General features: G+C 70.7%; 23 protein-coding genes. 8 read left to right on the top strand and 15 right to left on the bottom strand.

Annotated features, from left to right (window positions below):
• The first annotated feature begins 190 nt into the window (after positions 1-190).
• Positions 191-1,831, top strand: a complete 1,641-nt coding sequence (locus I3V78_RS10700) for a sigma 54-interacting transcriptional regulator (RefSeq protein ID WP_204486759.1) — start codon at positions 191-193, stop codon at positions 1,829-1,831.
• 22 nt (positions 1,832-1,853) lie between these two features.
• Here the strand turns inward: I3V78_RS10700 and I3V78_RS10695 are convergent, their stop codons facing one another.
• From I3V78_RS10695 to I3V78_RS10675, 5 genes are all read right to left on the bottom strand, one after another.
• A complete protein-coding gene (locus I3V78_RS10695) occupies positions 1,854-2,576 on the bottom strand; it encodes a rhomboid family intramembrane serine protease (RefSeq protein ID WP_204496582.1) in 723 nt (240 codons plus the stop codon).
• Between the two features lie 175 nt (positions 2,577-2,751).
• Complete coding sequence (locus I3V78_RS10690) at positions 2,752-2,949, bottom strand: hypothetical protein (RefSeq protein WP_204486756.1); 198 nt, start codon at positions 2,947-2,949, stop codon at positions 2,752-2,754.
• Positions 2,950-3,103: 154 nt separating this feature from the next.
• Positions 3,104-3,319, bottom strand: a complete 216-nt coding sequence (locus I3V78_RS10685) for a hypothetical protein (RefSeq protein ID WP_204496581.1) — start codon at positions 3,317-3,319, stop codon at positions 3,104-3,106.
• 31 nt (positions 3,320-3,350) lie between these two features.
• A complete protein-coding gene (locus I3V78_RS10680; protein ID WP_204486754.1) occupies positions 3,351-4,547 on the bottom strand; it encodes an acetyl-CoA C-acetyltransferase in 1,197 nt (398 codons plus the stop codon).
• Positions 4,548-4,626: 79 nt separating this feature from the next.
• The gene (locus tag I3V78_RS10675) at positions 4,627-5,256 is read right to left on the bottom strand and encodes a hypothetical protein (protein ID WP_204486752.1); all 630 of its coding nucleotides are present in this window, start codon (positions 5,254-5,256) and stop codon (positions 4,627-4,629) included.
• Positions 5,257-5,432: 176 nt separating this feature from the next.
• On the opposite strand from I3V78_RS10675, the gene I3V78_RS10670 reads away from it, so the two are divergent.
• The 3 genes from I3V78_RS10670 to pruA all read left to right on the top strand — a co-directional run bounded on the left by I3V78_RS10670 (position 5,433) and on the right by pruA (position 8,371).
• The gene (locus I3V78_RS10670) at positions 5,433-6,134 is read left to right on the top strand and encodes a S1 family peptidase (RefSeq protein ID WP_204486750.1); all 702 of its coding nucleotides are present in this window, start codon (positions 5,433-5,435) and stop codon (positions 6,132-6,134) included.
• Between the two features lie 133 nt (positions 6,135-6,267).
• Positions 6,268-6,651 (top strand): response regulator, encoded by a 384-nt coding sequence (locus I3V78_RS10665; protein ID WP_204486747.1) that lies wholly within the window; start codon positions 6,268-6,270, stop codon positions 6,649-6,651.
• 82 nt (positions 6,652-6,733) lie between these two features.
• Entirely contained in the window at positions 6,734-8,371 is a 1,638-nt protein-coding gene (gene pruA / locus I3V78_RS10660) for an L-glutamate gamma-semialdehyde dehydrogenase (RefSeq protein WP_204496580.1), read from the top strand.
• A gap of 7 nt (positions 8,372-8,378) precedes the next feature.
• On the opposite strand, the gene I3V78_RS10655 is transcribed toward pruA, so the two are convergent.
• Positions 8,379-8,858 carry an SET domain-containing protein gene (locus I3V78_RS10655; protein WP_204486745.1) on the bottom strand — a complete coding sequence of 160 codons (480 nt, stop codon included), beginning with the start codon at positions 8,856-8,858 and terminating at the stop codon, positions 8,379-8,381.
• Positions 8,859-8,867: 9 nt separating this feature from the next.
• Positions 8,868-9,929 (bottom strand): pectin acetylesterase-family hydrolase, encoded by a 1,062-nt coding sequence (locus tag I3V78_RS10650; RefSeq protein ID WP_204486744.1) that lies wholly within the window; start codon positions 9,927-9,929, stop codon positions 8,868-8,870.
• Between the two features lie 185 nt (positions 9,930-10,114).
• On the opposite strand from I3V78_RS10650, the gene I3V78_RS10645 reads away from it, so the two are divergent.
• Positions 10,115-11,953 (top strand): bifunctional metallophosphatase/5'-nucleotidase, encoded by a 1,839-nt coding sequence (locus I3V78_RS10645; protein ID WP_204486743.1) that lies wholly within the window; start codon positions 10,115-10,117, stop codon positions 11,951-11,953.
• Between the two features lie 10 nt (positions 11,954-11,963).
• On the opposite strand, the gene I3V78_RS10640 is transcribed toward I3V78_RS10645, so the two are convergent.
• Positions 11,964-14,705: a sensor histidine kinase gene (locus tag I3V78_RS10640; RefSeq protein ID WP_204486742.1), complete on the bottom strand. Its 2,742-nt coding sequence runs from the start codon at positions 14,703-14,705 to the stop codon at positions 11,964-11,966.
• A 124-nt stretch (positions 14,706-14,829) separates the two neighbouring features.
• On the opposite strand from I3V78_RS10640, the gene deoD reads away from it, so the two are divergent.
• The gene (gene deoD, locus I3V78_RS10635; protein ID WP_204486741.1) at positions 14,830-15,546 is read left to right on the top strand and encodes a purine-nucleoside phosphorylase; all 717 of its coding nucleotides are present in this window, start codon (positions 14,830-14,832) and stop codon (positions 15,544-15,546) included.
• Here deoD and I3V78_RS10630 read toward each other — a convergent pair.
• The 7 genes from I3V78_RS10630 to I3V78_RS10600 all read right to left on the bottom strand — a co-directional run bounded on the left by I3V78_RS10630 (position 15,540) and on the right by I3V78_RS10600 (position 24,129).
• Positions 15,540-17,087, bottom strand: a complete 1,548-nt coding sequence (locus tag I3V78_RS10630) for an exopolysaccharide biosynthesis polyprenyl glycosylphosphotransferase (RefSeq protein ID WP_204486738.1) — start codon at positions 17,085-17,087, stop codon at positions 15,540-15,542. The genes deoD and I3V78_RS10630 overlap by 7 nt on opposite strands.
• Positions 17,088-17,398: 311 nt before the next feature.
• A complete protein-coding gene (locus I3V78_RS10625; RefSeq protein ID WP_204486736.1) occupies positions 17,399-17,869 on the bottom strand; it encodes an NUDIX hydrolase in 471 nt (156 codons plus the stop codon).
• Positions 17,866-19,005, bottom strand: a complete 1,140-nt coding sequence (locus I3V78_RS10620) for a DUF2380 domain-containing protein (RefSeq protein ID WP_204486734.1) — start codon at positions 19,003-19,005, stop codon at positions 17,866-17,868. Before I3V78_RS10620 ends, I3V78_RS10625 begins: the two co-directional genes overlap by 4 nt.
• Before the next feature lie 343 nt (positions 19,006-19,348).
• On the bottom strand, positions 19,349-20,407 hold the full coding sequence (locus I3V78_RS10615; RefSeq protein WP_204486732.1) for a potassium channel family protein: 1,059 nt from the start codon (positions 20,405-20,407) through the stop codon (positions 19,349-19,351).
• Positions 20,408-20,451: 44 nt separating this feature from the next.
• Entirely contained in the window at positions 20,452-21,660 is a 1,209-nt protein-coding gene (tatC, locus tag I3V78_RS10610) for a twin-arginine translocase subunit TatC (protein ID WP_204496579.1), read from the bottom strand.
• 36 nt (positions 21,661-21,696) lie between these two features.
• Positions 21,697-22,071, bottom strand: a complete 375-nt coding sequence (gene tatB, locus I3V78_RS10605) for a Sec-independent protein translocase protein TatB (RefSeq protein WP_204486729.1) — start codon at positions 22,069-22,071, stop codon at positions 21,697-21,699.
• 123 nt (positions 22,072-22,194) lie between these two features.
• A complete protein-coding gene (locus tag I3V78_RS10600; RefSeq protein ID WP_204496578.1) occupies positions 22,195-24,129 on the bottom strand; it encodes a methyl-accepting chemotaxis protein in 1,935 nt (644 codons plus the stop codon).
• A gap of 264 nt (positions 24,130-24,393) precedes the next feature.
• Between I3V78_RS10600 and I3V78_RS10595 the strand changes: the two genes are divergently transcribed.
• Positions 24,394-25,428 (top strand): histone deacetylase family protein, encoded by a 1,035-nt coding sequence (locus I3V78_RS10595; protein ID WP_204486727.1) that lies wholly within the window; start codon positions 24,394-24,396, stop codon positions 25,426-25,428.
• 27 nt (positions 25,429-25,455) lie between these two features.
• Positions 25,456-25,998 carry a hypothetical protein gene (locus I3V78_RS10590; RefSeq protein WP_204486725.1) on the top strand — a complete coding sequence of 181 codons (543 nt, stop codon included), beginning with the start codon at positions 25,456-25,458 and terminating at the stop codon, positions 25,996-25,998.
• The last annotated feature ends 30 nt before the right edge of the window (positions 25,999-26,028 follow it).

The following is a 26,028-nucleotide window of genomic DNA, read 5'->3' as shown; positions in this document are numbered from 1 at the left end:
TCTCCAGCGCGGGGCGGCACGAGGGCGGCCAGGCGTCGCCGCGGCCCCACGGCGCCTTCCTATAGCAAGCCCCAGACCAGGACGCACAACGTTGTAAATCCTCGGAATGACTCGGACCGCCCCACATCGGCTCGCCACGGGCCTCTCAAAACGATAGGGAAGAGGCTCATCCTGAGAGGGAGGCCCGGACGTGGCGGTGAAGCCGGAGTTGGATCTGCGCGAGTTGCTGACCTTCGAGCCCCAGGGCGGGCTCATCCACTTCGCGGGGCAGCGGGTGGTGTTGTGGGATCCGGTGGGCATGGGGCTCTTGCGCCGCGAGCTCATCGACACGCTGGGCATGACGGCGGCGCGCGGCATGCTCACGCGCCTGGGCTACGCCCACGGCTGGCGCACGGCGGAGGCGATGCGGGACGCGCTGCCCTGGGAGGACGAGGCGCAGTGGCGCCGGGCGGGCGGACGGCTGCACACGCTGCAGGGCCAGGTGGTGCTCGAGCCCGTGGAGCGGCGCGAGTCGGACGGCCCGGCCCCGTTCGCCGAGGCCCTGTGGCACGACTCGTACGAGGCCGAGCAGCACCTCTTGCACCTGGGCACGGCGGAGGAGCCGGTGTGCTGGTCGCTCACGGGCTTCGCCAGCGGCTACATGAGCTGCTGCAACGGCAAGCCCATCTATTGCCTGGAGACGCGCTGCGTGGGGCGGGGAGACCCCGTGTGTCAGATCATCGGCAAGCCCGCGGAGGAGTGGAGCGAGTCGTGCCGCGAGGCGCTGCGCTTCTACGAGACGCAGTGCATGGAGGGCGCGCTCGCGCAGGTGACCGAGGCGCTCAAGCAGGCCGAGCGCAAGCTGCGCGTCAAGCGGCAGACGCTCGCGCGGGTGTCCGGCGTGAAGGAGGATCCGGCGGGCATGGTGGCGCGCACCCAGGCGATGAAGCAGGTGCTCGACCTGGCGCGGCGCGCGGCGAAGGTGGACTCCACGGTGCTCATCACCGGCGAGAGCGGCGTGGGCAAGGAGCGCATCGCGCGGCTCATCCACGAGGAGAGCCGCCGGGCGCACAAGGCCTTCGTGGCGGTCAACTGCGCGGCGGTGACGGAGAGCCTGCTGGAGAGCGAGCTGTTCGGCCACGCGCGCGGCGCCTTCACCGGGGCCACGCATGACCGGGCGGGCCTCTTCGAGGCGGCGCACGGGGGCACGCTCTTCCTCGACGAGGTGGGCGAGGTGCCCCCGGCCATGCAGGCCAAGCTGCTGCGCGTGCTGCAGGAGCGCGAGGTGCGGCGCGTGGGCGAGAACGTGAGCCGCAAGGTGGACGTGCGCGTGGTGGCGGCCACCAACCGGCTGCTGCCCACCGAGGTGGCCGCGGCGCGCTTCCGCCAGGACCTGTACTACCGGCTGCGCGTCATCGAGCTCAAGGTGCCGCCCCTGCGCGAGCGCCGCGACGACATCCTCCCCCTGGCGCGCATGCTGCTCGCGGAGGCCACCGAGCGGCTGGGCCGCCGCGTCCAGGGCCTGTCGCCGGAGGCGGCCGAGCAGCTCTTGCGCTACGAGTGGCCGGGCAACGTGCGCGAGCTGTCCAACGCGCTCGAGCGCGCCGTGGCCCTGTGTGAGAACAGCCGGGTGGAGCGGGACGACCTGCCCGAGGAGGTGCGCGTGGCGCCCCCCACCTTCCTGCCCGGGGACACGCCCCGCACGCTGGAGGCCATGGAGCGCGACTACGTGCTCGCGGTGCTGGCGCGCAACGGCGGCAACCGCGCGCGCACCGCCGAGCAGCTCGACATCGGCATCGCCACGCTCTACCGCAAGCTCAAGCAGTACGGCGAGCCGGAGACGGCCCACTGACGCCCGGGCCGAAGCACCCGGCTCAGTTCAGGTAGCGGTCGTTGGGCCGCTCCGCGTCGCGGTCGCGCGAGAGCACCTTCAAGTGCTTGGAGCGCCCGCGCATCTGCCGCTGCATCCGCCAGTGCTGCGCCCGGAGCATGAGGCGCCGCGGGCTCGCCGCGTTCACCGCCAACCAGGCGATCCCCAGCGCGAAGATCTCCGGAATCTGGCTGGCCACGCCCGCGGTGAGGGCGTTGAGCACCACGAAGCCCGCGCCAATGGCCGCCAGCCAGTAGCCACTCAGGGGCAGGCCCCAGAAGTTGGCCTGACCGCGTCCGATGGACAGGCCGTAGGACACCCACGCGAGCGTCGTCATCACGCCGCCGCCCGAGTAGGCCACCTGCACCGGCAGCACGAGCCCGGTGAGCACCGTGAGGACGCCGGCCAGCACCGCCCCGCCCCAGATGGTCCACAGCAGGCGGCGCGAGCCCCACGTCATCTCCAGGCCCCCACCAATGGAGTAGAGGATGAGGGCGCCGAAGATGATGCCCAGCGGACTGCGCTCCACGAAGGCGTAGGTGAAGGGCTGCCAGAGCCAGAAGTTGCCCAGGACGCCCTGCGGCGCGAGCAACAGCAGCGAGCCCACCTGGCCCGCCGCGAGCGAAATCACCGAGCCGGCCACCAGCGCGATCGCCAGCTTCGCGGCCATGGATTCCACGCCCGCGAATCCAAAACCCCCACCGCCCATGCTGCGCATCGGTCGCATCACGTCATCCTCTCCACCCGGTAGCGCCCGGGAGTGGAGCAAAAGGTGGGGAAACGCAGCCCGCTTGGCAACCGTTTCCGTCCACTACCCGCCACTCCGAATGACGAAAGGCGCCCTTCCCCACCTTCTGGGAAAGAGCGCCTCGGTCTCACCGCGGCCCGGACGGCCGTCCGGCTCAGGTCTTGTGCCGGTAGAACAGGGTGATGGTCAGGCAGTGGAACTCCTTGTCGGAGGACTGCGTGACGATCTTGTCCAACACGTCCGCTTGCGGGTTCTCCTTGAGCCACTTGGTGATGTTCTCGCCCATGTTCTCGCGATCGCGCGCGAGCGTGGTGGAGAACACCTTGACTCCGGTGAAGTTGGTCACGGCCATTTCCATCCTCGTGTAGCCGAAGAGATTCCCCAGGAATATCGCGAGTCTCGGGGACCAGCAAGGAAACGTCCCGAATCTCCGGCCCCCCGCCTACCCGTCGGTGCCGCTCCCACCCTACCCCGTACGGTGGGAGCCGTCACCCGAACCCGCCGTCTCAGCGCAGCGCCGAGGCCCGGCGCGCCTGGCAGGACTGGTCGTCCTTGCACGAGGGGCCGATGCCATCGGGGTGGGCCACCAGGGGGGCCTTGTCGTTCTCCTCCACGCCGCACACCACGCACTTGCGCTTGCGGTTGCGGCGCTCGGCCCGCCGCTGCTCGGCGATCGCCTTGGCCCGCTCCCGGGCCGCCTTCGCATCCAGCTCGTTGCTCATCGTCACCTGATCCATGGAAATCGTCTGTGCCTCAGAGCGCCTCGATGAGAAGCGCGATGCCCTGGCCGCCACCGATGCAGGCCGAGCCGATGCCGTAGCGCGCGCCGCGGCGCTTGAGCTCGTAGGCGAGCGTCATGGTGATGCGCGCGCCGGAGGCGCCCAGCGGGTGGCCCACGGCGATGGCGCCGCCGTTCACGTTGCTGTGCTCGCGCGGCAGCCCCAGCTCCTTCTCCACCGCGAGGTACTGCGGCGCGAAGGCCTCGTTCACCTCGAACAGGTCCACGTCCGTGAGCTTGCACTGGGCGCGCGTGAGCAGGTTGCGGATGGCGGGCGCGGGGCCGATGCCCATCACCTTCGGGTCACACCCGGACACGCCCCAGTTCACCAGCCGGGCGATGGGCGTCAGACCGTGCTTCTCCACGAAGGCGCGCGTGGCCATCACCATGGAGCCCGCGCCGTCGCAGATGCCGCTGGCGGCGCCCGCGTGCACCACGCCGTCCTTCTTGAACACCTTGGGCAGCTTCTTGAGCCCCTCCACCGTGGTCTCCGGACGGTTGTGCTCGTCGCGGGACACCACCGTGTCGCCCTTCTTGCCCTTGAGCGTGACGGGAGAAATCTCCTGCTCGAAGCGGCCGGACTCCTGCGCGGCGGCGAAGCGCTTCTGGGTGAGCACCGCGTACTCGTCCACCACGTCCTGGCTCAGCCCGTAGTCCACCGCGAGCTGCTCGGCGGTGAGCGCCATGGGCATGCCGGTGTAGCTGTCCGTCAGGGCGCTCCAGAGCATGTCCTCCATGCCGCCCTTGCCCAGCGGAATGCCGAAGCGCGCCCCGCGGATGACGTGGGGCGCCTGGCTCATGGACTCGGTGCCACCGGCCAGCACGCACTCGGCCTGCTCGGTGATCATCAGCTCCGCGGCGTTGATGAAGGCCTGGAAGCCCGAGCCGCACAGCCGGTTGACGCCCAGCGCGGGCACCGGCACCGGCACCCCCGTGCGCAGGCCCACGTGCCGGGGCAGGTAGATGGCGTCCGCGCTCGTCTGCACCACGTTGCCGTAGACGACGTGCTGGATGTGCTCGGGCGACACCTTCGCCTGCGCGAGCGCGGCCCGCGCCGACTCCACCGCCAGATCCGTGGCGCTCACGTCCTTGAGCGCGCCCCCATAGGTCCCGAACGGCGTGCGCTTGCCGGACAGGAAGTAGATCTCTTCGCTCTTGGACACGCTCTTCATCGCGGGACGCTCCGGAACTGGGGAGGAGGAAAAGCCCCTTCCTACTCCGCACGGGGGCGCGGTGCACGCGCCCGATGGGTCAAACCGTACGGCCCCCCACGAACAGGTAGACCACCATGGCGAGGGCCACGAGTGTCCATAACAACCCAGGAACGCTCTGTCGTCGAATCTCCCGCTGACCCCGTCCCTGGAACCACGAGCGCCCAGCGACCAACCGGCCCGCCGCGGTGAACTCCCCTTCCGGAGACAGGCCCACGAGCCGCGCGCGGTGGGTCTGGAGCAGGGCCTCCGGCGGCGGGGCCACGCCCCCCCGGGTCGCGAGCGCCCCATCGGTGAGTACGGCATCGCCTCCGGCCAGGGGCGTGAGCAGGTAGAGCCGGGGCTGCCCGCGCAGGGACAAGTAGAGGGTGGCGAAGGTCCGCTCGCCCTGATGCGCGAAGTCGTAGGAGGGGGTGCCCCGTTGCAGGGGGGACTTCTGGACGTGGGCGCCCACCGGGACGAAGCCCAGCGCCCGCAGTTGTTGGGTCCAGGCGGCGAGCGGCGCGGGCGGCTCGGACGGGGCCTCGGGCAGGAGCCGGACCTGGTGGGGAAACAGGAAGAGCCAGGCCCGCCACGCGTTGAGGCGCAGCAGTTGGAGCGCCATGGCCAGCACGGCGAGCACGATCACCAGCTCGAGGAGGGCGGGGAGCGCATCGGGAGCGAGCCGCATGGGGCGAGCACCCTACCCCGCCCCGGCGCGCGCCGTCTCGGCCAATGGGATGCCAAGGCACGGGGTGCAAGCCCCGCCCGGACGCCCGCTGGGCGGACCTGCGACGGAGGCTCGACACCGGTGCCCCGGGGGGAATGCACATCGTCTCCCCATCACCGCACATGGGAGGGCCTCGGATGACACGAACGAGATGGGGCGGACTGCTGGCGCTCGGCCTGCTGGCGGCATGCACGCCCACCCGGGACGAGGCCCCCGCCGCGAGCGCTCCCACCCCGGAGGCGGTCCGGGTCGACGGGTTCAGCGCGTTGAAGGACGCCACCGTGACGCTCTATCCGGGCCACTGCGCGGGCGTCATCGTGGCCGACGGCCACCACGCGCTCACCGCCGCGCACTGCATCCGGGGCGAGCCGGGCAGCCGTCAGCCCGTCGTCCTGCGGAAAGGCCAACTGTTGGGGGGCGAGGTGAAGGTCGTGGACGTGCACCGGGACGTGGCCGTCATCCGCCTGGACACGCTGGCCCCCGTCCACCCGCTCGCGGTGGCGAGCACGCCCCCCACGCCCGGCATGGCGCTGCTCTTCGCGGGCCGCAATGACCGACCGGGCGAGCCCCAGGAGATCGAATTGCGCCGGCTCGGCCGCTGCCCCTCGCTGCCCGACGTGCCCCAGGCGCTCTTCACCAGCCTGCGCGGCGCCAAGGGCGACTCCGGCGCCCCCGTGGTGGATGAACACCTGCGGGTGGTGGGCCTGGTCCACGGCGGCGCGGCGTGCAGCATCGCGGCCCCCACCGTCGAGGTGTCCCCCTTGGTGGACATGCTCGTCGCGGAGGTGGCCCGGCCCGACGCGCAGCAGGGCGTGGGCGGCTCGGGGAGCGCCCCTTGATCCGGAGAAATCCGCTCTCCCCCTTCACACGCCCAGGCGTTTGGGCGAAAATCAACAGGCTGGCCGGGGGGTAGACGGGCCAGTCCACACGCTCCGGAGCCCCCCCGGCTCCCGGCACCAGGGGAGGCCCATCGTGAAACCCAGAGTCCTGATCGTGGATGACTCGCGGTCCATGCGTCTGACCCTGCGTTTCCTGTTGGCCCCCGACTTCGACTGCGCGCTCGCGGAGGATGGAGACGCCGCGCTCGCGCACGCCCGGACGCACCCGACCGACGTCATCGTCTCCGACGTGAGCATGGCGGGCATGGACGGGTATGAGCTGTGCCGCCGGGTGCGTGAGGAGACACCGCTGCGCGAGGTGCCCTTCCTGTTCCTGAGCGGCCACGCGCCCGACCCGGGCACGCCCGAGGGCGGCCACGCCTACCTCGTCAAGCCGGTGGAGCCCACGCTGCTCATCTCGCGCCTGCACGAGCTCGTCGCCGCGGTGCGTCCCGTTCCCGCGCGCACCGGGAGTTGATGGCCGCGCTGGGCGGTTCCTGGAGGAAGGGCCCGGCGCTATGCTCCGCGCCCTCTGTCCTCCCGACCCCCAGGTGCTCCGCGTGATCAACGCCTACGTCCGCGTCCCCCCGCCCCAGAACGAGCCCATCCTCGCCCATGCCCCGGGCAGCCCCGAGCGGGCCGCGCTCCAGGGTGAACTCAAGCGCATCGCCGCCGAGCGCATCGAGATCCCCATCGTCATCGGCGGCCAGCACGTGCGCTCGCACCGCACGGACACCGTGCGCATGCCCCACCGCCACGCGCACGTGCTCGCCACGGTGCACGAGGCGGACGCCAGCCACGTGCAGCCCGCCATTCAGACGGCGCTCGCGGCCAAGGACGAGTGGGCCCGCATGCCCTTCGCCTCGCGCGCCGCCATCTTCCTGCGCGCCGCGGAGCTGCTCGCCACGCGCTACCGCCCCATCCTCAACGCCGCCACCATGCTCGGCCAGTCGAAGACCGTCTACCAGGCGGAGATCGACGCGGCGTGCGAGGCCATCGACTTCCTGCGCTTCAACGTCCACTTCGCCCAGCAGCTCCTGTCCGAGCAGCCGGTGAGCTCGGCGCAGACGTGGAACATGCTCGACTACCGGCCGCTGGACGGGTTCGTCTTCGCGGTGACGCCCTTCAACTTCACCGCCATCGCGCTCAACCTGTGCGTGGCCCCCGCCCTCATGGGCAACGTGGTGCTCTTCAAGCCCTCCACCACCGCGGCGCTCAGCAACTGGTACGTGATGGAGCTCTTGCGCGAGGCGGGCCTGCCCGAGGGCGTCATCAACATGCTCCCCGGGGACGGGCCCACCATCGGCAACCCGGTGCTCTCCAGCCCGGACCTGGGCGGCATCCACTTCACCGGCTCCACGCCCACCTTCCAGGGCATGTGGCGCATGGTGGGCGAGAACATCGCCCGCTACCGGCAGTACCCGCGGCTCGTGGGCGAGACGGGCGGCAAGGACTTCATCTTCGTGCACCCCTCGGCGGCGGATGACCTGGACGCGCTCGCCACCGCCATCGTGCGCGGCGGCTACGAGTACCAGGGCCAGAAGTGCTCGGCCGCCTCGCGCGTCTACGTGCCCGAGTCCCTCTGGCCCCGGCTCAAGCCCCGGCTGCAGGAGATGATCGCCGAGCTGCGCATGGGCGACGTCACCGACCTGCGCAACTTCATGGGCGCCGTCATCGACGAGAAGGCCTTCAAGCGCGCCAGCTCCTACATCGAGATGGCGCGGCACGGCGGCAACGAGGCGGCCGTGCTCGCCGGCGGCGAGACGGACCGGAGCGAGGGCTGGTTCGTGCGGCCCACGCTCGTGCAGGTCACCAACCCGCGCCACCGCATCATCCAGGAGGAGATCTTCGCGCCGGTGGTGGCCGTGTACGTGTACCCGGACGCCGACTTCAACGAGGCGCTGCGCCTGTGCGACACGGGCGCGCCCTACGCCCTCACCGGCGCGGTGTTCGCGCGCGACCGCAAGGCCATCGAGCGGATGCTGCACGTGCTGCGGCACACGGCGGGCAATTTCTACATCAACGACAAGCCCACCGGCGCCGTGGTGGGCCAGCAGCCCTTCGGCGGCTCACGCGCCTCGGGCACCAACGACAAGGCGGGCTCCTTCCTCAACCTGGTGCGCTGGACGTCGCCGCGCACCATCAAGGAGAACTTCGTGCCGCCCACGCGCGTGCCCTACCCGTCCATGAACGAGTAGGCGGCCCTCAGCCGAGCCGCCCCTCGGCCCGCAGCCGCGCGCGCACGTGCGGCGCGAGCGTCGGGCGCAGCGCGGCCAGCCGGGCCGCGTCGAGGTGGCGGGCGCCGCGGATCCACCCGGCGCACGACGCGGCCCCACACCCACAGGGAAAGGGCGTCGCCAGCTCCCACTCCGTGGTCAGGTAGTTGAACGTCACGGCCACGCCCGCCTCGAGCGGCACCAGGGCGCGCAGCCGCACACCGGCCACGTCCGCGGTCGCGTCCAGCTCGATCCAGGCGTTGGGCTCGCACGCATGGTCCAGGTAGCGCCAGGGCGCGTCCGGGGACACCAGGTGCAGCGCCTCGCCAATCTGCAGCGAGTGGCGCTCCGGCTCGGGGACCCGGGAGCCCTCGAGCACGAGCAGCACCGCGTCCCGCTCCACGGCCCGGGTCGTCAGGGCGCGGGTGCCGTTGGGCCCCAGCGCCAGGGTGAGAATGGAGTCGTCCATGGTCCGCGCCTACGGCCGCACCGACGTCCATTCGGCGTCGCTCGCGGTGTGCATTTGCTGGAGCCAGTCGAGCAGCGTCACGCCCCGGGTGGTCTGGCTCGTGGGCCGGGACAACAGGGTGTGGCCCTCGCCCGAGGTGAGGAAGACGCGCGCGTGGGGCAGCGGCGAGAGCACCGCGGTGTCCAGCTCGCGCAGCGCCGTCTCGAACGCGTCCGGCGTGAGGTTGAAGTAGTCGCGGATGGTCTGGTCGCGCAGCGAGGACAGGAGCACCAGGCGATCCTCCGGGAACTTGCGCGCGATCGCCGGGTAGACGGCGGAGAAGTCGTTGCGCACCGCGGGGTCGATCTCGTCGATCACCGCGTCGTAGTTCCAGGCCTGGGCCCAGGCGGCGCGCAGTTGGGGCGACAGGGCCTCGTTGCGCAACAGCGGGCCCGCGTCGTCCACGAGGAACACCCGTGCCTTGGGGAAGGTGGAGCGCACGAGCACGTAGTTGAGCGCCGCGCCGAAGCCGCCCGCGCTCGAGCCGGTGACGAGCACCTGCTCGGGCTCGGGCACCGTGGCGGCGATGCGCTCGAGGAAGGCCTTGGTGTTGGCCCGGCCCCGGTGGTGGATCGTCTGCGTCCGCGAGCCGCTCGTGTACACCCGGTCCGCGTCACCGATGTGCAAGTCCCCCGTGCAGTACGGCAGGAAGAACAGGTTCCAGTCCTTGTACGGGTTGTTGGCCAGCGCCCGGTCCAGGATGGAGTCGCGCAGGAGGTTGGTGCGCAGGAAGCCGAAGTGCGACTCGGTGAAGGGGCCGTGCAGCGAGCGGTTCGTCTCCAGACACGTGGTGGCGTCCCAGCACGCGCCCCCGCCGCTGAAGTAGATGACCAGGTTCTTGCTGTCCGGCGCCAGGTCGCTGCCCATGCCCGTGGGGGTGCCCTCGTCGCACATGGACTCGGGCACGGAGGTCCAGCCCCAGGAGTGCGCGGGAGTCGTCACGGGCGGCGGGTCGCCCTTACACGCCACGCTCCCGGCCACCACCAGGGCCAGCAGCATCCGCACACTCCGTGTCTCGACTCGGCCGCGCATCGTCACGTCCTCGGAAAAGAAAGAAGGCAAGGTGTCACCATATAAGCGGGCATCCTGGCGCGCTCCACCTCCGTGAAGAGGACGGGCGAATGCCCGGCTGGACGGCCGCGCGATGTCGGCGGCGGGTAGTAGGGTGCGCGCCCCCGGGCACGGTGCTCCGGGTCCTAGCCACGAGGTCTTCTCCCATGACACTTCGTTTCGTGAGCCGCGCGCGCCGCGCGACCCTCCTGCGCGCCTGCTGCTGGGTGCTCCTGCCCCTGGCGGCGTGCGACGGTCCCGAGCCCGAACCCCAGCCCGAGCCGCCGCCCGCGCCACGCACGCTGCGGCTGATGCAGACGAGCGATCTGCACACGAACATCCAGCCCTGGGACTACTTCACCGGCAAGGCGGATGCCCAGCGGGGCCTGGCCAAGGTGGCCACGCTCGTGCGCCAGGCGCGCGCGGAGCACCCGGACTGCAACCTGCTGCTCGACACGGGAGACACCCTGCAGGGCACGCCCCTGGGCACCTACTACGCCCTGGTGGACAACGCCCCCCGCCACCCCATGGCCGTGGCCATGAGCGCCCTGGGCTATGACGCCATGGCCCTGGGCAACCACGAGTTCAACTACGGGCTCGGCGTGCTCGGCAAGTTCAAGAGCGAGGTGAACTTCCCGCTGCTCGGCGCCAACGTGCGCCACGAGGCCGACGGCGGCGAGGCCTTCACGCCCTACCTGATCAAGGACGTGTGCGGCGTGAAGGTGGGCATCCTCGGCCTGGTGACGCCGGGGGTGACGACGTGGGAGCGGCCGGAGAACATCCCCGGCTTGCGGTTCGATGACCCGCTCCAGACGGCGCGCACGTACGTGCCCCGCATGCGCCAGGAGGGCGCGGACGTGGTGGTGGTGGCCATCCACAGCGGCCCGGACAAGCAGCCCACCGGCAGCGCGAGCGATCCGGCGAGCTGGCTCGCGGACTACGCGGACCCGACGAAGTGGGCGGACCGGGGCAACCTGCCCGGCGAGAACGAGGCGGTGCAGATCGCCCAGGAGGTCGAGGGCATCGACGTGATGCTCACCGGCCACACCCACCAGCCCATCCCCAAGATGCTCCTCAAGAACCCCCAGGGCCAGGACGTGCTGCTCATCCAGCCCAACCGCTGGGGCAGCCACCTGGGCCAGGTGGACCTGTCGCTCGTGTGGGAGGCGGGCCACTGGAAGGTGGACGGCAAGGACTCGCTGTTGCGCAAGGTGGATGACACCGTCGCGGTGGACGCCGAGGTGGACCGGCTCACCCAGGGCCACCACCAGACCACGGTCGCGTACGTGAACACCCCCATCGGCTCCACCCGCGCGCCGTTCCCCGGCGGCTTCGCGGGCCGCTACGTGGACAGCGCCCTGGGCGACCTCATCAACACCGTGCAGGAGGAGGCCGCGGCCGAGGCGGGCCACCCGGTGGACTTCTCGCTCGCCGCCCTGTTCACCAATGACGGCCAGCTGCCCGCCGGGCGCCTCACCCTGCGCGACGCCTACAGCATCTACATCTACGACAACACGCTCTACGTGATGCGCATCAACGGCTCCATCCTGCGCCGGGCCCTGGAGCACAACACGCGCTACCTCGCGCCGTGGAACCCGGCCGCGCCGCCGGATGCCTCCAAGCCGGAGACGGCCAAGGTGGCCAGCGTGGCCGACTACAACTGGGATCTCTACTCGCGCATCGAGTACGGCTATGACCTGACGAAGCCCCAGGGCTCGCGCCTGACCCACCTGCGCTTCAAGGGCCAGGACGTGAAGGACACGGACACCTTCACCATCGCCATCAACAACTACCGGGGCGGCGGCGGCGGCGGCTACTCCATGTTCAAGGAGGGCACGCTCGTGTGGACCTCGGCCGATGGCGTGCGCGACTACATCGCCCGCTACGTGGAGAAGCATCCCGACCTGGACCCGGACGCCGTGAACACGTGCAACTTCGTGCTCTCGCCGGACCTCTACGCGTACTTCTTCCGGGGCACGCTCGGCCCGGCGAAGTGCGCGCCGTAGCCGGCCCGCCTCACTCGCGAGGGGGCGCCACGTCGCGGGGCAGGTGCACCGTGAACGTGGTGCCCTCCCCCGCCCGGGAGCGCACCTCGATGCGGCCCCCGTGCGCCTGGACGATGCGCTGGGTGATGAAGAGCCCGAGCCCCACGCTGCCCGGCTGATTGCCCGCGCCCGGGCCCCGGCGGAAGGGCTCGAACAGCGTCGCCAGCGCCTCGGGCGGAATGGGCGCCCCGTCGTTGTGGACGGACAGGAGCACCTCGCCGTCCAGGGGGCGCGCGTCCACGCGCACGGTGCTCTCCGGGGGGCTGTGCTGCAGGGCGTTGCCCACCAGGTTGGTGACGACCTGGGCGATGCGGTCCGCGTCCCAGGCGCCCCGGGCGGGCCCCTCGGTGTGCAGGAGGATGACGCGGCCCGGGTGCGCGAGCTGCACCTCGTCCACCACGCCCCGCACCCACTCCTGGAAGTCGAACGGCCGGCGCTCCACCGGCAGCTCGCCCACCCGCGCCTGGGTGGAGTCGAGCAGATCCCGGATCATCCGCAGCGCGCGATCCGCCGCCGCGTGGATGCGCCGCACGCCCTTGTCCAGGCCCTCCGCCAGCGGCCCGCGCCTGAGCAGCGCCGTGGCGGCCATGGAGATGGCGGAGATGGGGTTGCGCAGATCATGGGACACCACCGCCACCAGGTCCTCGCGCAGGCGCACCGCGTCGTGCGCCTGCCGCAGGAGCTCCGCGTTCTCGATGGCGAGCGCGGTGCGGTCGGCGATCTCCCGGAAGAGCATCAGGTCGTCCGTGCCATAGGGCTCGGGCGCGAAGCGCAGCAACATCCACAGGCCCAGGGTGCGATCCGGTCCCCGCACGGGCAGCACGGCGATGCTGCTCGGACGCTGCTCGCGCAGGAAGTCGCGGTAGTCCTCGGGCAGGGGCGCCATCAGCTGCGCCAGATCCTCCTCGGTGAGGGGGGAGATCATCCGAGGCGAGCCCGAGGCCAGCACGACCCCGGAGATGCCCGTCCGGGCGCTCTGCGGCTGGCTGTCCAGCAGGGTCCGGAGGCGCGTCTCCATGTGGCCGGCACGGGCGTACACCGCGCGCGCCTCCAGCCACTGCCCGTCCGCGGACACCAGACGCAGCGAGCACATGTCCCCCACGCGCTCCGCGAGCTGTCGGCAGGTGGTGTCCAGGATGGACGCCAGGGACAGGCGCGACTCGGCCAGGGCGCGCGACAGCTCCGAGAGCACCAGCAGGCGCGCGCGCTCGGCGTCCACCTCCCGCAGCAGCCGCTCGCGCTCGGCCTCGGCCGCCTGCTGCTCGGTGACGTCATGGGCGATGAGCACCGCGCCCGCGGGAGTGCCGTCCACGTGACGCAGTGGCGAGGCCGTCCCCTCCAGCGTGCGCGTCACCCCGTCGGGAGCGCGCACGAGCCAGCGCGCGTTGACGACCGTCTCGCCCCGCACGGCGCGGGCCAGCGGCGTCTGGGCCTCGCTCAGCGGCTCGCCGTCCAGCGACAACAGCCCGTAGGCCCGCCCCCACTCGGACGATTCCAGCTCGCGCGCGGGCACGCCGTGGTAGCGCTCGGCGGCGGGATTGAAGACGCGCAGCACGCCCCGCGCGTCCGCCATGAGGATGCCCTCCCCGCTCTGCTCGATGATGAGCCGCAGCAGCGAGCGCTGGGCCTCCGCGTCCTCGCGCGCCTCGGTCTCGCGTGCCAGCAGCCGCGCCCGCTCGGCGGAGGACTCCCGGAGCGAGCGCGCCATGTCCGTGAACGACAGGGCGAGCGTGCGCAGCTCCCGGGGTCCGCCGCTCTCCACCGGGGCGTCGAAGTCACCGGCGCGCAGCGCGCTGGTGGACCGGATGAGGCCGAACACCGGCAGCGACAGCCGACGCGCGAAGAGGAAGGAGAGCGCCACGGTGACCAGGACGAGGGCCACGGACGCCTCCACCACCCGGCGGCCCAGCTGCCGCGCGGGCACGAAGGCCTCGTCCTGGTCGATGTGGGCCATGATGCAGCCGCCGCCAATCTCCTCGATGTAGCGAAAGGAGTGGATGACCGGGACGCCCCGATAGTCCGGCGCCAGCATCGCCGCGTCCTGACCCGACAGACACGTGAGCATCGGCCGCGCGTCGATGGAATGACTGTGTCCGGAGTGGCTTGGGTACTTGGGCGGGGTGATGAAGAAGCCCTGGCTGTCGGCCAGGAACGTCTCGCCGGACGCGCCGAGTCCGTAGGGATTCAGGAAGAGCTTATCCAGCGCGGCGGCGCTGAAGCGCAGGCCCAGCCGCCGCGGTCCCGAGTCGACGACGAGCTCATAGACGCGGGGCGCCCCCCCGCGCCGGGGCTCGAAGCGCACCCACTGGCCCGGAGGCAGCCGCGGCGGGCCCTCGTCGGGGGGCCCCGTCGGCTCGCCCACGGTCATCACCCCGAGCGCGGGCACCACCAGCCGCGCCGACAGCGCCCCCTCGGTGACGCGGAAGTCATCCATCGCCCTTCGGAAGCACTCCCGCTGCCCGGCCACCGGCACCGCGGCGCACTCCTTGCCCACGAGCGCGAGCAGACCCTGGGCGCGCTCGCGTTGACGGAAGAGCCGGGTGACCAGGAGCTGCTCGCGTGCCTGCGAGGAGATCTTCACCGCCCGTATGGCGTCCTGGACGAGCACCTCGTGCGCGGCCCGATAGGACAGCCACCCCAGCACCGCCGTCGCCACGAGGACGGGCGTCACCATCAGCAGCAGGAAGAGCGAGCGGAAGGAAGGGGAACGCATGAGCCTCGGGCGAGGCAGGCATAGCGCGGGCGGACGTCCCCGGGCGGGCCATCAGGACGCCCGCGTGCCGGAGCCCTCCTGGAACTTCCTCTCCCCAACATTGGACGGACTATGCTGCCGCGCCATGCCAACTCCGCACAATTCCGCCGCCCCAGGGGACTTCGCCGACGTGGTGCTCATGCCGGGAGATCCGCTGCGCGCGCGCCACATCGCCCAGCGCTTCTTCGAGGATGCCCGCGAGGTCACCTCGGTGCGCGGCATGCTCGGCTTCACCGGCATGCACCAGGGCCGGCGCGTGTCCGTCATGGGCCACGGCATGGGCATCCCCTCGCTGTCCATCTACACCACGGAGCTCATCCGCGAGTACGGCGTGAAGGTCATCCTGCGCGTGGGCAGCTGCGGCGCCATCCGCGAGGACGTGAAGCTGCGCGACATCATCGTGGCCCTGGGCGCCGGCACGGACTCCAACGTCAACCGCATGCGCGTGGGCGGCCATGACTTCCCGGCCGTGGCGGACTTCACCCTGGCGCGCCAGGCGGTGGAGGCGGCCGAGAAGCGCAACCGCCCCGTGCGCGTGGGCTCGGTCTTCACCTCGGACTACTTCTACACGCCGGCCGTGGAGAAGCAGAAGACGGCGCTGTTCGCGAGCATGGGCGTGCTCGCCGTGGAGATGGAGGTGGCGGGCCTCTACGGCGTGGCGGCGGAGCATGGCGCTCGCGCGCTCGGCTTCCTCACCGTGTCCGACCACCTGCTCACCCACCAGTCCATGAGCGCCACCGAGCGCCAGACGACCTTCGACGAGATGATCGAACTGGCGCTGGACGTGGCCCACGCTCAGTAGGCGCCGGTGCGGCGCAGCACCGCTGGCAACGTCTTGAAGAGGATCTCCAGGTCCAACCAGAGCGACCAGCGGTGGATGTACTCGCAGTCCAGCCGCACCACCTCCTCGAAGTCGGTGATGGAGCTGCGGCCGCTGACCTGCCACAGCCCGGTGATGCCCGGCCGGGCGCCCAGCCGCCCGAAGTGGTGGTCGCGGTAGGTGGCCAGGTCCGACTCGAAGAAGGGCCGCGGCCCCACCACGGACATGTCCCCGCGCAGCACGTTGAAGAGCTGGGGCAGCTCGTCCAGGCTCCACTTGCGCAGGAACGTCCCCACCCGGGTGACGCGGGGATCGTTGGGAATCTTGAACAGGCGCGCGTCGCCGCTCGTGTTGAGGTGCGCGAGCTTGGCCTTCTCCGCGTCCGCGCCCACGCGCATGGTGCGGAACTTCATCATCCGGAAGGTCCGGCCGCCGCGCCCCACCCGCTCCTGGGCGAAGAACACGGGCCCGGAGGAGTCGAGCTTGATGGCCAGGGCGATGAACGCGAGCAGCGGCGAGATGAGCACCAGGCCGAGCCCCGCGCCCAGCAGGTCCACCCCGCGCTTGACCCACAGCTGCTGGGCGCGCAGCGACGGCAGCGTGAGCTCCATGAAGGGCTGCGAGCGGTAGGAGATGGGCGAGGGCCGCACCCAACCCAGGCGCTCGTAGCGCGACGCGGCGAGCAGCCGCACGCCGGCGGACTCCACCGCTTCCAGCATGAGCTTGAGCTGCGCGTCGTCCACGGTGCCGCAGAGCACCACCGTGTCCACGGCGTTGTGCTGCAGCACGTTCCACAGGTCATCCAGGGTGCCGAGCACGCCCGGACGAGGATCCAACCCCTCGGGCGCGCCCAGGGAGATCCACCCCACGGTGTCCAGCACGCCGAAGTGCGTCAGCCGCGCGTGCACCCGGCGGCAGTCGGGCGCATCCGGGTCGCCCACGAGCACCACGCGCTCGGCGGGCGAGTGGAAGAGCGGAATGCGGATGAGCCGACCGATGAGCCGATCCAGCGCGCCGCGCGCGAGCAGCATCGCGATGCCCAGGCCCACCACCGCCGTGAGGTAGTGCACCACCACGGGCGCCAGGCCCCGCACCCACAGGTCGCGCCAGAGCACGAGGCCCACCGCGAGCAGCACGCCGCTGAGGATGCGCCGGGGCGAGCGCCAGGCATCACCCGAGTGGTACGCCCCCGCCACGATGAGGCCCACCACGAGCGCGGCGCCCATCTGCCAGCCGCCCGCGGAGCCCAGCGGTGGTACCGCCCAGCGCGTGGCCGCGTCGATGGGCTCCAGACGGTGACTCGTCTGCAGCGCGTTCACCGCGGCGCGCGCCAGCACGAAGGCCGCGATGTCCGCGGCCACGAGCAGCACCACCCGCGCGGTGGCGCGGATGGCGTGCATCAGCAGGGTGCGCGAAGCCCGGCGTTGAAGGATGACCCGGGGGGGCACCAACCAGAGGGACTTGACCGCGGCGAAACGGCCCGACGCGGTCAGCTTGCCAAGAGGAGGGACGGGGGTGCTCACCCACGCATCTTGTCCTTGGCTTTCCACTTAGTCCACGGGGGCCGTTTGCCGCGAGTACCAGTCCTGATGGGTTGGAAACTTCCGCTCCCGCGCGGCGCTCCCCACGTGACGGCAACGCGCCCGGAAGGCTCGCGCGGATGTCCGCTGTACGGCGCGAAACACCCGGCGGATTCACCCCTTGTGAACGGGCCGAGAGAAAGGCAGGCCTCCACCCGTACCCTGGGTCTTGCCGACCGGGCATCCCGTTGCCTGCTCGCTCGCCACTGTCACGGTCCGTTCGAGGGTTGGCGGTGGCGCGGGAGGCCCTGGCCTCAGACTTCCTCGTCGGGTAGGAGCGTGAGCAGCAACGCGTCGTCCGGACCGAGCGGGCGCCAGCCGGGCGGAGGTGGCATCGAGAAGAGTGCGTCCCGGACCCGTCTGGCGCGCGCCTTGTGCTCTTCCGGAGTGAACGCGATCCACGGACCGATCGCCCGGGCGACCTCGAAACGGTTGGCATCATCCAGTACGGCGGGCCAACCGTCCGGAAGACACTCGCACAGTTCTCGCACGAGTTGTCCGCGCACGAGGCGCGTCACCCGACCGCTTCGTTCCGCTTCGGCCACCAGTCCGCTGTAGATCTGCACGCCGGCGACGTCCTCTGGCCCCAATTCCTCGGCCAACGCCACGAGCGAAGCGGTCGGACGCGCCTCCGCGAAGGCCGTGAGTGAAGCGTAACCCCGTTCACGAACCCGCGCGTACAAGCGGACCCTCCAATTGCCTTCCCAGGAACGGTCCTCACTCATCGTCCGCGCCAAGTCATGAAACGGATTGGAACCTTGTACACAGTCATGCGACCCGCGACGATGTTCAGGATCTCCTTGCGCGTCAACATCCGGCCGATCGCGGCTTCGGATTCGCGCAAGGTGCCCATGATCATTCGATTCCATTCACCGGGCCAGGTGCGACCGAGCTTCCAGTCGCCCCCCCCATGGATGGCCTCGTGGTGAGACCGCTGCATTTCAACGCAAAACTGATCGATGTCCATCTCACCGGTGAAACCGCGCGCCTCGAACCATTCGCGGAACTCCTTGGGAAGGACGTGGTGCCGAGGGGGCGCGCTCATTCCAGCCCCCGCCCTTCCCGTCACGCGCATGCTCCGAACCTCGGGCCCATCACCTAGGGCATCGCGCACCCCCTTGGGCAGCCCATCATGGGACTGCGCCATCACGGCCTGGCCGGCGTGGATCCGCACGACCGAGCCGACGGCGGGCAGGGAAATCACCCCCGCCCGGACGAGCCGACGCATCATCTCCACCCACTCGGCGGAGACAACCAGTCGAGTCCCCGCCATCACCCCATCACCCCTCACCAGGAGACTCATGCCGAGCGCGGCGGGAGCGGAGGGCGGCAAGGGGGGAAGCGAGAATCTCATCGCCGGTAACAACGACGCGAACTCGACCGCCTGCGCCAACACAACCACCCGTTCACCCCGCTTCGTCGCGACACGAAAGGAGTCCACGGTCGAGCGGAACTCAGCGGCGAGGTGGTTGGTGAGCGCGGGCGCATCCACCGTCGCCGCTTCCACCTGGACAGCGTCCAGGGAGGAGAGTGCCGACAAGGCGGGCGTCAACCTCGCCCGCCAACGCTCCATGTTGACGTAAAGCGTCTCCACGCTGATGAACCCCTGCTTGAGCGCTCCATCCACGAGTTGCAGGAGGTCGAGCCATGCCGCGAGCAAGGGAGCACCCACCAGCGTGGCCTCCAGGCGGGGGCCCGCGAGGCGGAGCAAGGCGAGTTGCATGTCCGGGTCTTCCACCTCCGAGGCGATGTCCACCATACGATTGGCGGCGGCGAGCTGGGCCTCGCTCCACTGAAGTTGTCGCTCCACCTCCTCGAGGACTGGCAGGAAGAGGCCCGAGGCCCTGCCCGCGATGCCCATGGGGCTCGCCTTGAGACGAGAGAGGACACCGGACATCTCGCGCGTGGCGCCAGACACGTCACGCACGGCACCGCGAAACGCCAGTTGAGCCGCGAGGACAGCCCGCCACTCCGTCCGCGCCTGGCCGTGGGTTTCCGCCTCTGGGCGCATCCCTGGAGGAGCGGCCCGTGGGAATGACACATCGAGCCTCGTACCAGCCTCCCGCGGAGAGTCACGCAGGTCCAGGCCCGGGCGGGTCGCCATCAGGGGAGTACATCCCGCGCCCAGCAGACAGAGGATGAGCCACGGGCGTACCCAGCGAGCCCACGCGATGTCAGCGCGTGGGCACGGACGCATGAGCACGTCAGCGCACCGCGAAGACGGGGGCCTGCGCCTCCTGGGTGAAGGCGCGGAGCTTGCGGTAGTCCTCGTACTCGGCCTGCACCGTCAGCGCGTCGCCTGGCTCGATGCGCGTCTCCCCCTTGGGGTGCAGCCGCTCGTCGCGCTCGCCCTGGCGGCGCATGGACAGCGTCAGCCCGCCGAAGCGGTCGCGCACCTCGGAGATGGTCATGCCCGGCAGGCTCGTGCGCGCCTCGAACACGGACACCACCATCAGGTGCGTGCCGATGCGAAAGGAGTGCACGATGCGCGGGTCCAACGCCGCCAGCGCCATGGCGGGCGCCGCCAGGGACGAGCTGCTCAGCGCCTCGGCCTTGAAGGTGTCGCGCACCTTGGCCACCAGGTCGTCGTCGAACAGCCGGATGACCACGCGGATGTCCGGGTTCACCTTGCGCGCATCCAGCGCGATGTTGAGGTTGGCCAGGTCGTCGTCCGTACAGCAGACGATGGCCGCCGCCTTGAGCACGTTGGTGCGCGGCAGGCACTGGTGACTGCGGATGTCGTCGATGAGCAGCGGCACCTGCTCGTCGCGCAGCACCGCCACGAACGCCGCGTCCTCGCGCTTCTCCACCACCACCACGTCCTTGCCCAGCGCCCGCAGCTGCGACACCACGCGGTAGCCCACGCGCCCCGCGCCACACACCACCACGTGTCCCGTCAACGTCTCGGAGATCACCTCGAACCACTCCTTGTCCTGACGATGCCTCGCGAAGAAGAGGTAGGCGAAGCGCACCACACCATCCACCAGCACCGCGATGCCCACGGGCGGGATGATCATGTCGACGATCATCAACAGCGTGTCGTCCACGTCCAGGGAGGGCTGCCCGTAGAGCAGGAAGTAGACGTGGCGCAGCGCCTTGCCCAGGCTCACCCGGTGCCCCTCGGGCGACACGTGCCGCCACCGGTAGAGCAGCGGCATGAGGCCAAAGAGCACCACCCCCATGAGCATGGTGGGGCGGAAGCGCTTGAGCAGCGCCCGGAGGTAGCGCAGGTTCATCACCAGGCGGCGACGCGCGTCGAGCATCGCCCCCTGCGTACCATGGCCCCGGAGGGCCCGGCCACTCTGGCTCAGGCGCCCGTGGGCGTGATGCCGATGTTCGGGTCGCTCTTGCGGTTGCGCTCGATGAACCACACCGCCAGGACGCCCATCTCGTAGCACAGCAGCATGGGGCCGGCCATGAGCGACAGGTTCACCACGTCACCGGTGGGCGTGAGGATGGCCGCGGCGATGAGGCACACCACGAAGGCATGCCGCTGGTACTTCATCAGGAAGCCGGCCCTCACGATGCCCAGGAGGCCCAGGAGCGCCATCACCAACGGCAGCTCGAAGATGATGCCGAAGGAGAGGATGAGCAGCAGCACCAGCGACAGCTGCTCGTCCATGGTGAGCATGGGCCGCGTCCAGGCCTCCGCCACGTAGCGCGCCTTGCCCAGCGCCAGCTCCTTCTCCAGCCGCCACAGGCCGCCCAGCTCCTCGGCGCGCGTGGGCGCGGAGCCCGCCAAGAGCCCGGCCGCGTCGTCCATGGCCCGCGCCGAGGTGCCGTAGTCCTCCTTCACGAAGGCCTCCACCGCCTCGGAGCGCTTCTCCACCGCCTGGCGCTGCGCCAGCCGCGCCGCCGGCGTGGGAAAGCCCGCCGCCGTCGCGTCGATGAGCGCGCCCAGCCCCGTCAGCCGGGCCTCCAGCTCCACCTTCTCCGAGGGCTGGCGCGAGGGGTCCGACAACTGGCCCTCTCCGGACTCCTTGAGCCCCGCGCTGGCGTCCAAGGCCACCTTGCCCGCGCGCTCGGCCTCGCCGATGCGCAGGAAGCGCAGGGCATCGTCGGCCCGCAGGCGGCCCACCTCCAGGCGCTGCGCGATGGCGGTGCTCTCCTCCTCGTTGAGGAGGAACTGGAACATGGAGGGCAGCACGGCGAAGTAGCAGAACATCGCGCCGAGCAGGAACGCGAGCGAGCCCATCACCACGAAGGGCGAGGCGTAGCGGCGCTCCTCCGGGTAGAGCCCCGGCGACACGAAGCCCCAGATCTGCCAGAGGATGACGGGCGTGGTGAGGAAGATGCCGCAGTAGACGCCCACCTTCATGAGGACGTTGATCTCCTCGATGCCCGACGTGTAGACGAGCGCGCGCCCGTCCGGGGGCAGCGCGTCGAGCACCGGCCGCATGAGCACGCCGAAGATGGGGCGGGCGAAGACGAGCGCCACGGCCCCGAGCACGAAGACGGCGGCCGTGCACTTGAGGAGGCGGGAACGGAGCTCCGACAGGTGCTCCATCAGACTCATGCGAAGGTCGTTGTCCACGGGGGCGGATCTCGCGGGCTAGCCGCTCTGGGAGGGATCGTCGGGGGGCTTCGGCGCGGGCACGACCGAGGCGGCCAGGGACTCGGCGACCGGCGCGGGCGAGGACCCGAGGCCCGGGTCCACCACCGCCTGGGGGGGCGGGAGCGCGGCGAGCGACTGGGAGGGGGCGCTCGGAAAGCCCATGGGGACCGGGGGACGCGGCTCGTCCTGGAACTCCTGGTCCATCTTGTAGAACTCGCGCTCCACCGTCGTGCGCACGTCGTCCGTCTGGCGACGGAACTCCCGCACGAACTTGCCGATGGCCCGGGCGAACTCGGGCAGCTGCTTCGGGCCCAGCACGAGCAGCGCCGCCACCAGGATGAAGATGAGTTCGCCTGCGCCGATGTTGAACATGAAGGTGAACTCCCGAGATGGCACCGAGCGTTATCGCGCCCCCGGCGGCGGGGTGCAACCCGATACGCCCGGTGCACGTCCGCTTGCCTGGCCTGCACGGCCTGGGGCGGAGTGCCCCGGGGCTCAGACCTTGAAGCGGCGGCTCTCGGCGCGCAGCACCTCGGACTGACGCTGGAGGCTGTCGATCGCCTCCTCGAGGGCCTTCACCGAGCGGGTCTGGTGGTCGGACACCCCCTGGATGGCCTCCACCGCCTTGAGCACCTGCTCGCTGCCCTTGGTCTGCTCCTTCTGGGCGCGGTTGAGGTGGGTGACCATCTCGTTGATGTTCTCGATGGAGCGGGTGATCTGCTTGCTGCCGTGCGCCTGCTCCTGGCTGCTTCGCTGCACGTGGGCGGTGATGGCCTTCATGCGCTCGGCGCTGTTCATGATCTGCTCGCCGCCCTTGGCCTGCTCGTTGGAGGCCTTGGAGATCATGAGCACCGTCTCGGAGATGCGCTGGATGGCCTGGGTCACCTGGCGGCTGCCGCGCGCCTGCTCCACGGTGGCGCGGGCGATGGCCTTCACCATCTGCGTGGACTTCTGGGCGCTGTCGTTGATCTTGCGCAGGGTGCCTTCCGCCTCGCGGCCCAGCTGCACGCCCTCCTCCACGTTGCGCACGCCCTGGTTCATCACCTGCACGGCGTTGCGGCTCTCCTCCTGCACGCCGCTGATGAGGTCGGCGATCTCCTTGGTGGACTTGCCCGTGCGGTCGGCCAGGTCCTTGATCTCGTCGGCCACCACGGCGAAGCCCTTGCCGTGCTCGCCCGACTGCGCGGCGATGATGGCGGCGTTGAGCGCGAGCAGGTTGGTCTGCTCGGCCACGTCGTCGATGACGTTGAGGATGTTGCCGATCTCCGAGATGCGCTTGCCCAGGCTGTCGATGACGCCCGCGGCCGTGCGGCTGTTCTCCTTGATGCGGTCCATGCCCTGCATCGTCTTGCGCAGGGCCTCCACGCCCGTCTTGGCGTCCTCGGACACCTGCTCGGACAGGCGCGCCGTCTCGTTGGCGTTGGCCTCCACCTGGCCGATGGCGTTGTCCATCTGGCCGATAGACGTGCTCGTCTCCTCGGTGGAGTCGCGCAGCTCGTCGATGTTCTTGGCCACTTCCTTGATGGAGAACGTCATCTCCTCGATGGCGCTCGTGGTCTCCTCCACGCTGCCCGCCATGGCCTGGACGTTCTCGGCCACCTCGTCGTTGGTGGCGGCCATCTCCATGATGGAGGAGCTGCTCTCCTCGGCGCTCTGGTAGAGCACCTCCACGTTCTCCGCGATGCCGCGCAAGGACGCGAGCATCTCCTCCATGGACGAGGACGTCTCCGTCACCCGGCCCTGGATGGTGGCCGCGCCCGAGGACACCGTGGTGCCCGCGCGCGACAACTGCTCGATGACGTTGGAGACCACCTCCGACACGCCCCGCACCTGGCCGAGCGTCTTGCGCAGGGACTGACCGATGCCATCGAGCGCCTCGGCGAGCGCGCCCAACTCCCCGCCCGTGTCCAGCGCCACGCGGCTCGTCAAGTCCCCCTCGGCCATCTTGCGCGCCACCGCCATCATCCGGTCCAGCGGCTGGAGGATGCGCCGGTGCGTCACGTAGGAGATGAGCGCCACCACCAGCACCAGGCCGCTGCCGAACACGACGAGCAGGAGCACCCGCAGCTCGCCGAGCATGGCGCGCAGGGGCGCGAAGCTCACCACCAGCACCAGGCGGCACTGCGGCACGTTGGCGCTGCAAGCGCCCTCGGGCACCCGGTCCGTGAAGAGCCAGTCCCCGTTGAGCAGCTTGAAGGCGCCATAGCCCTCGAAGGCCGAGACCTGGCCCTTCCAGTTGGCGTCCTCGGGCGCGGTGCCGCTCTCCAGCACGATGCCCCCGCCGGAGACGATGGCCGCGTAGGTGAAGTCCTTGTCCACGTCCGGCAGCCCGCCGATGAGGCGGATGGCGCGCATGTCCCGCTCCTGGGCCGAGGCCGGCCAGGACAGGATGCCGGTGACCTCCTGGAGCCGCGCGCGGCCGTGGTCCATGAGCCGGTTCTCGGAATACGACGAGCTCCGCCAGGAGATGGCCGCGTAGAGCACGGCCATGATGGCCGCCAGGGCCACCGTGAAGTAGAGGAAGAGCGTGAGGCGGAGGCCGGACTTTTTTACGCGTCGGAGCAAAGCCCCGGGACTGTAGGAAGGTTGGCCCTCGGAGGGCAAGAAACCGACGGGCCCGCCCCGACTTGCCCGCGGGGCGGGCAGGCACCTGGACTTTGGCCGCGCCATACTACAGAAGTGGGAGCCCGCGCGATGATCCAGACGCTGCTGCTGACCGACCCCCTCTTCCTCCAGCACCACCCAGGCCCGCGGCACCCCGAGTCCCCCGCGCGACTCTCGCGCATCCTGGACCTGCTGGAGCGTCGGCCCATCCCGGGGACGGAGCGACGCCTCCCCCGCGCGGCCACCGCCGAGGAACTGGCCGCCGTGCACACCCCGCGGCTGCTCGCCTACCTGAGAGGTCTCCAGGGACAGCGCGTGAAGATCGACGAGGACACGGCCACGAGCCCGGAGAGCTATGACGCGGCCCTCTTGGGGGCCGGCGCGAGCATCCAGGCCGTCGAGGAGGTGATGGCGGGCCGGGCGCGCAACGCCTTCGCCCTGGTGCGCCCGCCGGGGCATCACGCCGAGCCGGACCGGGCCATGGGCTTCTGCCTGGTGAACAACGCGGCCCTCGCGGCGGAAGCCGCGCGCCGCCTGGGCGCCCGGCGCGTGCTCATCTTCGACTGGGACGTGCACCACGGCAACGGCACCCAGGAGGCCTTCTGGACGCGGCCGGACGTGCTCTACATGTCGGTGCACCAGTTCCCCTACTACCCGCATACGGGCGCGCCGGGGGAGATCGGCGCGGGCGAGGGCACGGGCTACACCGTCAACTGCGGCCTGCCCGGGGGCGGCACCGATGCCGACTATGGCGCGCTGTGCGAGGGGCTCTTCCTGCCCGTGGCGCGCGCGTACCAGCCGGACCTCGTCCTCATCTCGGCGGGCTTCGACGCCCACCGCGAGGATCCCATCGGCGGCATGGTGCTCACCGAGCGCGGCTTCGCCGCCATGTGCACGGCCTTCAAGGACCTGGCGCGGGACGTGTGCGACGGCCGCCTGGTGATGCTGCTCGAGGGCGGCTATTCGCTGGAGGGCCTGTCGCGCTCGGTGCACGCCTGCATCGAGGTGCTGGCGGAGCACACGCGCGAGCCCTTCCCCCCCACCGAGCCCTCGCGGGACGTGGCGGTGGCGCTGCGCCAGAGCCGCGCGGCGCTCGCGGCGCACTGGCCCGTGCTGGGCGCCTGAACCCTTTTGCCTGGAGTGGAGCGAGACGTGGATTCTGAAGCCGTGGAGAAGCTGCAGCGCGCGGGGTTGAAGCTGGAGTCGCCGGAGTTGTTGCGGGTGCCCATCCAGCGCGACGAGCAGCAGCAGGTGGTGCCCGTGACGGATCAGGTGCCGGTGATGGGCAACGAGGGGCTGGTGCTGGTGCCCCTCAAGCCCATCTCCCAGCTGTGGACGGGCGCGCGGGTGCCGCCGGACTTGAGCCGCACCCCGCCCCCCGAGTACCACCCCTTCCTGCTGCTCCTGGAGACGACGGCCGCCAACTACTGCGCGGCCACGGGCCGGGCGGAGACGGACGACACCTTCGAGCGCCTGTACCGGCAGGTGCGGCGGCGGCCGGATGGCCGGGACGCGCACCCGCTCGTGTCCTACCTCCAGGGCGCGGTGCGGCTGTACATGTCCCTGCGCGACGTGAGCCAGGCCGAGTTCGAGGCGGTGCTCAACCGGCTGAGCCAGTCATCCAAGTGGCATTCCACGCACGTGGGCAGTACCAACTACCACCGAGACGTGCTCCGAGGCCTGTTCGGAGCCTGAACCCCGGTCTGAACCTCGAGAGGAAGCCGC

This window comes from Archangium primigenium (assembly GCF_016904885.1).
Lineage (GTDB): Bacteria > Myxococcota > Myxococcia > Myxococcales > Myxococcaceae > Cystobacter > Cystobacter primigenius.
The sequence above is the reverse complement of the archived record's forward strand: the minus strand, read 5'-3'. Positions and strand labels throughout refer to the sequence as shown.